Source organism: Spirulina sp. CS-785/01, assembly GCF_028330525.1.
Taxonomy (GTDB): Bacteria; Cyanobacteriota; Cyanobacteriia; order Cyanobacteriales; family Spirulinaceae; genus JAQMSD01.
Genome location: NZ_JAQMSD010000014.1, coordinates 1 through 12,741, shown reverse-complemented (window position 1 = coordinate 12,741; position 12,741 = coordinate 1). Strand labels below are relative to the sequence as shown.

Here is a 12,741-nt window from a genome sequence, read left to right as displayed (position 1 = left end):
CCCATCTCCCGACACTCCCCCAAATCCGGGAATTCCTTCGTGTTTGTCCCCTAATCCCGATACGATAAATAGAGTTAACTGGCAATGGTACACGAAGAAAGGTCTATGACATTGGCAAGAACCCCCCTCTTTGAGGAAATTCAGGCTCAAAATGCACGGTTTACTGATTTTGCGGGCTGGGAGATGCCTGTGCAGTTTACTGGGTTAAAGCAGGAACATGAGGCCGTGAGAACTCAGGTTGGTTTGTTTGATATCTCCCACATGGGCAAGTTTACCTTTAAGGGAAAACAGGTGCTGGAGTACCTACAAACCCTTGTTCCCTCGAATTTGAAGCGGTTACAACCTGGGCAAGCCCAATATACTGTCTTGCTCAATGCCCAAGGTGGAATTATTGATGATTTGATTATTTATTATCAAGGTGAGGAAAAGACGGGTGAACAGCATGGGGTGATTATTGTTAATGCGGCCACGCGATCGCGGGATAAGGCTTGGTTTTTGGCGAATTTAGAAGATGCTCCGGTGGATTTACGGGATGTATCCCGCGATCGCGTATTACTAGCCCTCCAAGGCCCCCAAGCCGCAGTAACACTACAGCCCTATCTAGAAGCCGATTTAAGCGGTCTTTTGGCCTTTGAACATATCACAACCCCTTTAATGGGTGAACCTGCCTTTATTTCCCGCACTGGGTACACTGGAGAAGATGGCTTTGAGATCATGGTGTCGCCGGAAGTGGGGAAACAATTATGGCGATCCTTTTTAGAGTCAGGAGTGACTCCTTGTGGGTTAGGGGCTAGAAATACCCTGCGGTTGGAAGCCGCTTTAGCTCTGTATGGCCAAGATTTAGACAACACCACCTCCCCCATTGAAGCGGGATTAAGTTGGTTAGTCCATCTTGACGAAAAAGGGACATTTATGGGTCGAGAGGTGATTGAAACTCAAAAAAGTAAAGGCATTTCCCGTAAGTTGGTAGGAATCACCATGGAAGGCCGTCATATTGCCCGACATGGCTATCCGGTATTGTATGAAGGGGAAAAAGTCGGCGAAATCACCAGTGGGACGAAATCCCCCACGTTAGGTACAGCTATTGCATTGGCCTATGTGTCCAAACCCCTGGCTAAAGTGGGACAAACCCTAGAAGTGGAAATTCGCGGCAAAGCGCATCCAGCAACGGTGGTTAAAAAGCCCTTTTACCGTTCCCCCCAAGGTGCGCCTAAGTCTTAAAATGACACAATTTTAATGAGGGAAGTTAGTAAAAACTCAGTTTGAGTTAACTTTAGTAACAACCCTCAACCTCCGCCACAATTTGTGGTAGTTTAGTCAGTGAAATTAAGGAAAATCTGTTGATTTTTTGGGGAGTTAGCAACAGAAAAACCCCGTTCATAGTAATGGGGCTACGGGTTGAGACTCTCCGGTCAAAGCAGCAAAGAACCATCACCGCTTCATTTTGAGTAGGTGGAAGGAAGGGCAAAATCAGAGTTTTTATCTCTGAATTGCCTGATCCTTTCCTGCAAGCTCATCGGTTTAAGGGCTGCTTTTGGTGTGAAACCGTCCAAAATTATAGTAAGTCCTGCGATAAGTATTAAGTTTGTTTTCATTCCCTTGTATTTCTCCTAATAGGTCACTATAGTGATAATTGAAGCTAAAGAAACAGCTTCCCTGGCAGATGAAACAGTCAGCTAACTTAAACGGTTACTTGTGATTGGCAATCAAGCTAATTTGCAGTCAACCGGACACACAAACAAGTTAAACGTAAAAAGTGAGGTAAAACACGCTGTTAACTCCATATCTGTCTCGTCAACAAAACAAAGACAATCACTCAAGAGAAAGTCTTTATTTCCTCAAATTTAATGGTTTTCAGGGAGCAATGCTTCTTGGCCGTTAACCTAGTGCAACTTCAACAAATCTTATGAATGAGGGAGCAAGGGAACTGGGTTAAAGGGTTAGAAACAACTCCAGATAGGATTAAGGTAAGAGAGGAAAAACAGGCAAGTCTAACCGAGTGGTTGTCTTTGTTTTTGGGGTTTAAGCTAACCGTAAAACAGGTTAATTGTTAAGTTTGTTTTCAACCCCTTGTTTTTCCCCAGAGAACTATTTATAGTAATAATTGAAGCTAAAGAAAGAGCTTCCCTGGCAGATGAAACAGTCAGCTAACTTAAACGGTTACTTGTGATTGGCATTCAAGCTAATTTGTAGTCAACCGGACACACAGACAAGTTAAACATAAACTAAACGTAAAAAGTGAGGTAAAACGCGCTGTTAACTCCATATCTGTCTCGTCAACAAAACAAAGACAATCACTCAAAAGAAAGTCTTTATTTCCTCAAATTAAATGGTTTTCAGGGAGCAATGCTTCTTGGCCGTTAACTCAGTGCAACTCCAATCAATCTCATAGATGAGGGAGCAAGGGAACTCAGTTAATGGGTTAGAAATAACTCCAGATAGAATTAAGATAAGAGAGGAAAAACAGGCAAGTCTAACCGAGTGGTTGTCTTTGTTTTTGGTGGTTTAAGCTAACCGTAAAATGGGTTAATTGTTAAGTTTGTTTTCAACCCCTTGTTTTTCCCTAGAGAACTATTTATAGTAGTAATTGAAGCTAAAGAAAGAGCTTCCCTGGCAGATGAAACAGTCAGCTAACTTAAACCAGCTAACTTAAACGGTTACTGCTGATTTGCAGTCAAGCTAATTTGCAGTCAACCGGACACGCAAACAAGTTAAACACAAACCAGTTAAACGTAAAAAGTGAGGTAAAACGCGCTGTTAATTCCATATCTGTCTCGTCAACAAAACAAAGACGGTAACTCAGAAGAAAGTCTTTATTTCCTCAAATTGTCTAACCTGGAAGCAATGCTTCTAACCCTTTAACTCAGTGCAACTCCAATAAGTCTTATAGATGAGGGAGCAAGGGAACTCGGTTAAAGCGATAGAACTACCTTCAGATAGAATTAAGTGAAAAGAGGGAAAACAGGCAAGTCTAACCGAGTTACTGTCTTTGTGTTTGGGTCAATCCCCGCATTCAATTATTAATTATTAGGATTGAATCAAGCAATACTCCCTCGCTTCCGAGTTTCTTTGTAGGATGTGCCGATATTGCGGAGTCCTACTTTCATCATTTCTTGTTCTAGTAAAGCAAAAAAACGGCTGCGATCGCTGCCTCGAACCACTGCCTGATTATGAGACTCCGCCAACGCCACCGGATAGCCAAACCCCTTATGTACTTGGGCTAACATAATACTGAGGGCATGATTTAATAACGTTTCATCCTCCATCACCCAGCGAGGGACATCAATCCGCGCAATTTCCGCCCCCACATGGACATAACAGAAATAGACTTGCATCTCCTCCGGGTAGAGGTCGAGAATTTTCGCCCCACTTTTCCAAAAGCCACTCCGTTGGCCCGGTTGTAATAAATTCGCCCACAAAGTCGCATCCCGGAGAGGATCAATAACTTGACAAGGAAGACGGAGAGACCGACGCATTTGTTCAGGGTTAGCGTTTTCGCCCTCTCCTCGACAATGGGTGAGACAGTCGGGATTTTCGTATTTACAGGCCGGGAAGCGTAAGAAGTTGCTGGCCTCGGTATTGCGAGAGGCACTTAAATAGCCCATAAAGGGGACATTGGCCTCGCGCATTTGCGCCCAGGCTTCTAACATGGGGGGTAACAAGCGATCGCGGGCCTCCCTCGGAATGCCCTCCAAAAACCAATAGGTCAGTGACCCATCCACCATGGCCAAATTCGGGTCAAAATGGGCCCCTGGGGGGTTCACCCAACGACAAGCTAATTCGGCCAGGGTAGAGACTTCAGAAACCGTCCGACAATGCCCCATCCATTCCTCCGTCCGAATCCCCCATTGGCGGGACACATAGAGGTCTTCGGGTTTATAAAAGACTTCTGGGACACTATCTAGGAGGGGGTGTAAACTTTGCCCATAATGAAGCATCACGCGGCCAACATTGATCAGATAACAATAGGCAATTTGGTGATGGGAGGGGGCAATTTGGGACCCATCGGTGGCGAAAACCGTATGGTTGGGGGGTGGGGGTTGGAGATCAATACAGGTGTCGATGGGTTCAACGGGGGTTGCGGCGGAGAAAAGGATGCGATCGCGCCATTTTTCCTGTTGGGCCACATACTCCGCTTGTTTCCCCTGAATCTCGGCCATTAATCCTTGGGCTTTTTGGAGACGTTTTTGCCCCGCCTTCGCCTCCTGTTGTAAATGGGTACTCATACCAGGCAGTTGTCCCGCTAGTTTCGTAAGATCAAGCATTTTAATTGGGTAATCGGTAATTGTTTATTGCTAATTGCTAATTGTTTATTGTTTATTGTTTTTCGTGAAGAAGCGGATTAACTTACGGATTGCTAAAACTAGGATAAAAGTTACCACCACAGCGGCCAAAACAGGGACAAACAAGGCCAAAAACGTTAACACCACCGCACTTAACGCTTCTATCGTCGAGACAATGGGATTGCCGAACCCCCCAGTCATACCCGTTGATGCGAGTCGGGTGACACTGGTAAACCCTTCCACAGTTCCGGCCACACCTCCTCCTGCTATAGCTGCGATCGTCCATTGTAAAACCGGATCAACCTCTCCCAAAGCTGACGCAGAAATCGCCGTCCCAATGGCAATGGCCGTGGGAATTTCAATCGTATCCAATAAATTATCCACCCCAGGCAAATAATAAGCGAGAATCTCCACCCCAGTCGCAATGGCAAAAGTAATGAGTGCCACTGGACTCTCCATCCAAGCAAACTCCGACGCTAATTCTAAATCCCCATACAATGCCGCACCACTCATAATCAAAGGAGGAATAAAAATCCGAAACCCACAAGCAGCACTCAGCGTAACCCCCAGACAAAGCGCGATTAACAATTCCATAGCATTCGCGGTTCATCCCACCGCCCCAACAACCTTTTTTCAATTTTAAAAGGACTTGACAGGAACTAAAATAAGGCCATAGCAAAAATAAATAATTTGTAATCAATCAAATTTCTAGCATAATATTTTCCTCCGGGATAACGAAATGGTGAATTGGTCAGTTTTCTAACTTTTTTCGACATTCTAGAATTCAATGAGCGTTGTCTTCGGTACTCTTAAATGTATTAATATTGTGAGCCTAAGTCAATCTCACAAAACGTTATAGGGTGTCGGTTGAGTAGAGAATGAGCGTTTTTCCACCGACTCGCCTTAATACTAGCTGCTGTTGGGTTACGCTTCGCTTCACCCAACCTACATTGTTAAACTTTTCACAGGTTTAAACTATTCGCCTTGGGTTTCAACCCAAACCCTAATTATCCATAAAAAAAAGGGAGCAATTGCTCCCCTTGTTTTATAAACTAGCGAGATGAGTCTTATTTATCCGACTCAGAGAACTCAGCATCGATGACATCATCGCCACCACCGCTACTCGAAGCACCAGCTTGGTCACTAGAACCACCTGCGGACTCACCGCCAGGGGCTGCACCTTCAGCACCTTCAGCACCTTCAGCACCCTCAGCACCTTGATAGACACTGCTACCGATGCTGTAGAGGACTTGTTGCAGTTCGGGCATGACGCTTTGAATTTTCTCGTCGTCTTCCTGTTGAACCGCTTCTCGTAAGTCTTTGATCAAACCTTCTGCTTTGGTTTTCTCATCGGCAGGGACTTTATCGCCCAAGTCGTTAAGCTGCTTCTCGGCTTGATACACCAAAGAGTCGGCTTGGTTCTTGCGGTCGATTTTCTCCCGGCGTTCTTGGTCCGTACTGGCGTTTTGTTCCGCTTCTTGCACCATGCGTTCCACTTCGTCTTGGGGCAACGTAGAAGCCCCGGTAATGCTGATGGACTGTTCTTTTCCTGTGCCTTTGTCCTTCGCAGTAACGTTTAAGATACCGTTTGCGTCAATATCAAAAGTTACTTCAATTTGCGGCACACCCCGTGCGGCGGGAGGAATACCATCTAAGCGGAATGTCCCCAGACTCTTGTTATCTTTGGCCATTTCCCGTTCCCCTTGCAGGACGTGGATTTCTACATTGGTTTGGCCATCGACTGCGGTGGAGAACACCTCAGATTTTTTGGTGGGAATAGTGGTGTTGCGGGGGATAATTTTTGTCATCACACCGCCCAAGGTTTCCACACCGAGAGACAGAGGGGTTACGTCAAGGAGGAGAATATCTTTCACTTCTCCGGCCAAGACACCCGCTTGAATGGCTGCACCCACAGCCACCACTTCGTCCGGGTTAACAGTTTGGTTGGGGTCTTTCCCTAGGAGACCTTTCACCATTTCTTTCACCGCCGGGATACGAGTGGACCCCCCAACGAGAACCATTTCACTCACGCCAGATTTATCAATTTTGGCATCTTTGAGGGCTTGTTCCACGGGGATGCGTAAACGGTCGATTAAGTCGCCGCAGAGTTCCTCAAATTTTGCCCGGGTGAGGGTGGTGTCGAGGTGTTTGGGCCCGTCTTGAGTGGCGGTAATGAAGGGGAGGTTAACTTCCGACTGGGTGACGCTAGAAAGCTCAATTTTGGCTTTCTCGGCGGCTTCGGTGAGACGTTGTAAGGCTTGTTTGTCTTGCCGTAAGTCAATGCCTTCGGTGTTTTTGAATTCACTGGCGAGGAAGTCCACAATTTTCTTGTCGAAGTCATCCCCCCCTAAGTGGGTGTCCCCAGAGGTGGCGAGGACTTCAAAGACTCCATCGCCGACTTCTAAGATAGATACGTCAAATGTACCGCCCCCTAAGTCAAAGACGAGGATAGTTTCATTACTTTTCTTGTCTAACCCGTAAGCGAGGGAAGCGGCAGTCGGTTCGTTAATAATCCGTAAAACTTCTACCCCGGCAATTTTCCCTGCGTCTTTGGTGGCTTGACGCTGAGAGTCATTAAAGTAGGCGGGTACGGTAATTACGGCTTGTGTAACGGTTTCACCAAGGTATTGGCTGGCATCTTCGATGAGTTTGCGCAGCACTTGGGCCGAAATTTCTTCCGGGGCAAATTGTTTTTCGAGGGCGGGGCATTCTAATTTGACATTGCCATTGTTGTCCCGGCCCACTTGGTAAGAGACTTCTGTGGCTTCGTTGGTGACTTCTCCGTGTTTCCGTCCGATGAAGCGTTTTACGGAGTAGAAGGTGTTGCCGGGGTTCATGACGGCCTGGCGTTTGGCGATTTGACCGACGAGGCGATCGCCATTTTTAGCATAGGCGACTACTGAGGGAGTCGTTCTAAATCCTTCCGCATTGGCGATAACGGTAGGTTTCCCCCCTTCCATTACCGCGACACAAGAGTTGGTTGTTCCGAGGTCTATTCCGACGACTTTTGGCATTTTAAAATATACTCCAAGCTAACGACATACACTGCTAACTACGCATAAAGGCATCTGAGTTACAGTGAACCCGTTGGGTTTAAGGGCTACAATTAGGTAGTTTTCGTCTTTCAACCTCTATAGTGACCGCGATCGCGCTTTCTCTGTAAGTGGTGTTTCCCGAACCTTTTGGGGTTGGGTGATGGGGAGTTGATAGTTGATAGGGGAGATGGGGAAGGTAGGGGAGATGGGGAAGATAGGGGAGTAACAACTGGTTACTGTTTACTGTTTACTGATTACTGTTTCCTAATGACCGACTTAGTATTACATTGGCATCGTCGAGATTTGCGCTTTTCTGACCATTTGGGGATTAAGGCCGCTTCCGAATACAGTCCCAAAGTAGTGGGAGTGTTTTGTTTTGATCCTGCATTATTACAAGGGGATGACGTGGCCGCCGTGCGAGTGGCCTATCTGTTGGGGTGTTTAGAGGCATTGCAACAACAATATGAACAAGCCGGAAGTCAACTCATCTTCCTCCACGGAACACCCCAAGATGCAATTCCCAAACTAGCTACGCAACTCAAGGCGAAAACCGTGTTTTGGTCTTTGGATGTTGAACCCTATAGCCAACACCGAGATGCTGACATTCACCAGCAGTTAGAGGCCGCAGGGGTTAAAGTCTCTTGTCAGTGGGATCAATTACTGCACCCTCCTGGGGACGTTCTCACGAAATCAGAAGCCCCCTACAAGGTTTATACTCCTTTTTGGCGCAATTGGAGTCAACAGGAAAAGGCCACTCCGGTTAAGACTCCCTCCCAGTTAGAAGGGTTAAATGCTGAAGAAACAGCAGTATTACAGGAACTTGAAACGATTTCACTGCCCACTTTACAGGGGTTGGGGTTTGCTTGGGAGAATGGCTTTATTCTTGAACCGGGGGAAGAAGCGGCACAAGATCGGTTAGAGGAGTTTTGCGATCGCCTGATTTACCACTATGACGAAAACCGCAATTTTCCCGCCTTAGACGGCACATCCCGGCTGAGTCCTGCCTTAAAATTTGGGGCCATTAGCATTCGCACCGTTTGGCAAGCCACCCAACTCGCCCTAGATAATACCCGCAGTGACGAAGCCAGACACCACATTCAAACCTGGCAACAGGAACTCGCCTGGCGAGAATTCTATCAACACGCCCTCTATTTCTTCCCCAAACTCGCCCAGGGTCCCTACAGAGACACTTTTGACCACTTCCCTTGGGAAAACAACCTACAGCACTTTCAAGCCTGGTGTGAGGGCAAAACAGGCTATCCTATCGTAGATGCCGCCATGCGCCAACTCAACGAAACAGGCTGGATGCACAACCGATGTCGGATGATTGTGGCCAGTTTCCTCACCAAAGACTTAATTATTGATTGGCGATGGGGGGAACAATACTTCATGCAGCATCTCATTGATGGGGACTTAGCCGCCAATAACGGAGGCTGGCAATGGAGTGCCTCTAGTGGCATGGACCCCAAACCCCTCCGCATCTTCAACCCGGCCAGTCAAGCGAAAAAGTATGACCCAGAGGGGGAATATATCCGCCAATGGTTGCCAGAACTACGTTCTGTAGATAGCGAATATCTAGTCACAGGAGAAATTCCCCCCCTAGAGCGAGAGGCTTACGGGTATCCCCAACCCATTGTTGATCACAAACAACAGCAACGGCAGTTTAAGCAATTGTATCAAGAAGCGAAGGGGTAATGGGTAATGGGTAATCGATAATAGATAATTTTAGGTTATAAAAAAACTTTTTCTGGTTTAATATTTCTATTAAAAGCCAAAATTTACAAAAATTAACCGAAAAAATCGCGCTGATCCGGGTAACGCAGTGGCAAGGGTTTGAGGCAGAAATTTGACAAAAAAGGGGACTTGACAGAAAATTATACTCCGAAGGAGCTATTTTATAACTAAAACACTTTCAAGCTACCTTCAACCCCCATTACTCCGTTACTCCCGTCATTTAACCCCTATAATTTCCGGAATTTCGTGTACGAATTTTCGCCTTTTTTTAAGCGATACATTTGACAAAATCCCCAAAATATGCAATAAAATCCACCCCCCAACTAGACCCTAACTACTATACCAGTTTATGGATTCATAGGGAGATGGGGAGATGGGGAGATGGGGGAGATAGAGGAGTAACAACTGTTTACTGATTACTGTTTACTGATTACTGTTTACTCTCGGTGAAACTAAAAATCGCTGAAAATTGGCTAAAAGCCTTGCTGTGATTAGTTTCTGACCTTCTTTTTAGGTTAACTTCCTCCTTATTCCAACATCTGCCCTCTGCCTTCTTTTTAGGTTAACTTCCTCCTTATTCCAACATCTGCCCTCTGCCCTCTGCCTCCTGCCTTCGGATGCTGGTAACAGTTTACTGATTACTGTTCCCTGTTCCCTTGCCTTACAAGCGAATAAACACTTTTTCAGCCCTAATTACCCATTACCCATTCCCCAAAACAACATTATTAAAAAAGACTTAAAAATCACCCAAAAATGACTCAAATCAAAGGGGAGCGATAAGATGGCAAATAGAAAGGCATCATTGAGCGTCCATCTATTAAGGAAATATAAAGACTTACTATGGTATTACCCACAACAAACTACGAAGAATTAGAAGGCTTAATTGAGCGAGTGCAAGCCGCCCAAAAAGAACTCGCCACCTATAGCCAAGAAACAATCGATCATATCTTTAAAAAAGCGGCCTTAGCAGCCAATGCCGCTCGTATTCCCCTCGCCAAGATGGCCGCAGAAGAAACCGGAATGGGAGTCACCGAAGACAAAGTGATCAAAAATCACTTTGCCTCAGAAATCATTTACAACAAATACAAAACCGAAAAAACCTGCGGGGTCATTGAACAAGATAACACCTTTGGCATTCAAAAAATAGCCGAACCCGTAGGAGTCTTAGCCGGAATTGTTCCCACCACCAACCCCACCTCAACCGCCATTTTTAAAGCCTTAATTAGCTTAAAAACGCGCAACGGAATTATCTTTTCTCCCCACCCTAGAGCCACCCAATGCACCATCGAAGCCGCGAAAGTCGTGCTAAATGCCGCAGTAGAAGCAGGTGCGCCACCAGACATTATTGGCTGGATTGACACCCCCACCGTCCCCCTGTCCCAAGCCTTAATGCAGCACTCAGCCATTAAACTCATCCTCGCCACCGGAGGCCCCGGCATGGTGCGGGCGGCCTATTCTTCGGGACATCCCTCCTTGGGCGTAGGGGCAGGGAATACCCCCGCCTTAATCGACCAAACCGCCCATATTAAAATGGCCGTCTCGTCCATTATTCTCAGTAAAACCTTTGACAATGGCATGATCTGCGCCAGTGAACAGTCCGTAGTCGTTGAGAATGATGTGTATGAGGACACTAAAGCAGAATTCCAAGAACGGGGTGCGTATTTCCTCAGTCCCGACGAAGTGCAGAAAATGCGCGACCTCCTATTAGTCAACGGTCGCATTAACCCCGAAATCGTGGGGCAACCCATCGCAAAAATTGCCTCCCTCATTGGCATTGACTTACCCCCAGACACCCGCCTCATTATCGGGGAAGTGGAAGACATCAGCCCAGATGAACCCTTCGCCTACGAAAAACTCTCCCCCATCTTGGCCATGTATCACGCCCAAAACTACAGCGAAGGGGTTGAAAAAGCCGCTAAACTGGTAGAATTTGCAGGCCGGGGCCACACCGCCGCACTGTACACCAACCCTAATAATAGTGAGCATATCCGCCAATTCCAAAACCGGGTACAGGCCGCACGGGTATTAGTCAATACCCCCTCCTCCCAAGGGGCCATTGGCGACTTGTACAACTTCCGTCTTGATCCCTCCCTCACCTTGGGATGTGGAACTTGGGGAGGCAACTCCATCTCCGAAAACGTTGAACCCCGTCACCTCTTGAACATCAAAACCGTGGCCGAACGACGGGAAAATATGCTCTGGTTCAGAGTTCCCCCGAAAATTTACTTCAAATACGGCGCACTTCCGGTAGCTTTAAAAGAACTAGCCGGGAAAGAACGGGCCTTCATCGTCACCGACAAACCCCTCTATGACCTAGGGATGACCAACTCAGTCGAAGAAGTCCTCGAAGAAATGGGGCTAAAATCCCAAATCTTCTACGATGTAGAACCTGATCCCTCCTTGGATACCGTGCAACGGGGACTCACCATGATGAACCGCTTTAACCCGGATGTCATTATTGCCTTGGGTGGGGGTTCACCGATGGACGCGGCTAAAATTATGTGGCTGATGTACGAACACCCGGATATTGAGTTTGAAGGGTTAGCTATGCGGTTTATGGATATCCGCAAACGGGTGTATGATTTACCCTCATTAGGGGATAAAGCGATGATGGTGGCCATTCCCACCACATCGGGGACCGGTTCAGAAGTTACCCCTTTTGCCGTGGTCACGGACCGCCGTAATGATATTAAATACCCTCTGGCGGACTATGCGTTAACGCCGAATATGGCCATTGTGGACCCGCAATTTATCCTCAATATGCCCCGTTCTCTCACTGCTTTTGGGGGAATTGACGCATTAACCCACGCTTTAGAGGCGTATGTCTCGGTATTAGCCTCAGAATATACCAATGGGTTAGCCCTAGAAGCCATTCGTCTGCTGTTTAAATATCTGCCTCGTTCCTATGATAAGGGGGCTGATGATCCTAAAGCGCGAGAAAAAGTCCATTATGCGGCCACCATGGCCGGGATGGCCTTTGCCAATGGCTTTTTAGGGATCTGTCACTCCATGGCCCACCAATTAGGGGCAGTATTCCACGTTCCCCATGGTTTGGCCAATGCAGAAATGATTTCCCATGTCATTCGCTATAACGCGACGGATGTTCCCTTTAAACAAGCGACCTTCTCCCAATATAAGTATCCCAATGCCAAATGGCGATATTCCCGCATTGCGGACTATCTCAACTTAGGGGGAGAGAATGAAGATGAAAAAGTCGATCGCTTGATTGCTGCGGTAGAGGAATTAAAACGACAGGTCAATATTCCCCCGACGCTGAAAGACTGCATTAAGGAGGACTATCAGACCTTTATTACCAAGTTAGATTCGCTCTCAGATCAAGCCTTTGATGACCAGTGTACCGTGTCTAATCCCCGTTATCCCTTAATTCGAGACTTGCGACAATTAATTCTCGATGCCTATGAAGGGAAACCCGTGGTAGATCAGTCGGTGACGGTGAACATTCATAGTAATGGCCATAGTCACAAACCCGGACATCCTCCACTGACTGAGGTAGTAATGTCTTAGGTTTTTGAACCTGAAATGTCCTATGGGTGGGCATTGCCCACCCAGCCCTGTCAAGGTGGGTAACGAGATATGGCGGTTTGGAGTCGCCCTCACCCCCCAACCCCCTCTCCCAACCTTGGGAGAGGGGGAGAAAATGTCTCTCACAAGTGTCTGAAACAACGGTG

The 12,741-nt window shown here is 46.9% G+C and carries 6 protein-coding genes; 3 read left to right on the top strand and 3 right to left on the bottom strand.

Going from position 1 to position 12,741, the window contains the following annotated elements:
• Positions 1–84: 84 nt before the first annotated feature.
• Positions 85–1,221, top strand: coding sequence for a glycine cleavage system aminomethyltransferase GcvT (gene gcvT / locus PN462_RS00540; protein WP_443029025.1), 1,137 nt, complete (start codon positions 85–87; stop codon positions 1,219–1,221).
• A 1,817-nt stretch (positions 1,222–3,038) separates the two neighbouring features.
• On the opposite strand, the gene PN462_RS00535 is transcribed toward gcvT, so the two are convergent.
• From PN462_RS00535 to dnaK, 3 genes are all read right to left on the bottom strand, one after another.
• Positions 3,039–4,265, bottom strand: a complete 1,227-nt coding sequence (locus PN462_RS00535) for a DNA double-strand break repair nuclease NurA (protein WP_272125862.1) — start codon at positions 4,263–4,265, stop codon at positions 3,039–3,041.
• A 45-nt stretch (positions 4,266–4,310) separates the two neighbouring features.
• Entirely contained in the window at positions 4,311–4,877 is a 567-nt protein-coding gene (locus PN462_RS00530; protein WP_272125861.1) for a DUF4126 domain-containing protein, read from the bottom strand.
• 473 nt (positions 4,878–5,350) lie between these two features.
• The gene (gene dnaK / locus PN462_RS00525) at positions 5,351–7,297 is read right to left on the bottom strand and encodes a molecular chaperone DnaK (protein ID WP_272125860.1); all 1,947 of its coding nucleotides are present in this window, start codon (positions 7,295–7,297) and stop codon (positions 5,351–5,353) included.
• Between the two features lie 288 nt (positions 7,298–7,585).
• Here dnaK and PN462_RS00520 point away from each other — a divergent pair, with 288 nt between their 5' ends.
• Complete coding sequence (locus tag PN462_RS00520) at positions 7,586–9,013, top strand: FAD-binding domain-containing protein (protein ID WP_272125859.1); 1,428 nt, start codon at positions 7,586–7,588, stop codon at positions 9,011–9,013.
• A gap of 879 nt (positions 9,014–9,892) precedes the next feature.
• Positions 9,893–12,577, top strand: a complete 2,685-nt coding sequence (adhE, locus tag PN462_RS00515; RefSeq protein WP_272125858.1) for a bifunctional acetaldehyde-CoA/alcohol dehydrogenase — start codon at positions 9,893–9,895, stop codon at positions 12,575–12,577.
• Positions 12,578–12,741 lie beyond the last annotated feature (164 nt).

What these genes read in the sequence shown, in the direction of transcription:
- gcvT (WP_443029025.1), top strand. Translation starts at nt 85, where the DNA reads ATGGTACACGAAGAAAGGTCTATGACATTGGCAAGAACCCCCCTCTTT.
- PN462_RS00535 (WP_272125862.1), bottom strand. Translation starts at nt 4,265, where the DNA reads ATGCTTGATCTTACGAAACTAGCGGGACAACTGCCTGGTATGAGTACC.
- PN462_RS00530 (WP_272125861.1), bottom strand. Translation starts at nt 4,877, where the DNA reads ATGGAATTGTTAATCGCGCTTTGTCTGGGGGTTACGCTGAGTGCTGCT.
- dnaK (WP_272125860.1), bottom strand. Translation starts at nt 7,297, where the DNA reads ATGCCAAAAGTCGTCGGAATAGACCTCGGAACAACCAACTCTTGTGTC.
- PN462_RS00520 (WP_272125859.1), top strand. Translation starts at nt 7,586, where the DNA reads ATGACCGACTTAGTATTACATTGGCATCGTCGAGATTTGCGCTTTTCT.
- adhE (WP_272125858.1), top strand. Translation starts at nt 9,893, where the DNA reads ATGGTATTACCCACAACAAACTACGAAGAATTAGAAGGCTTAATTGAG.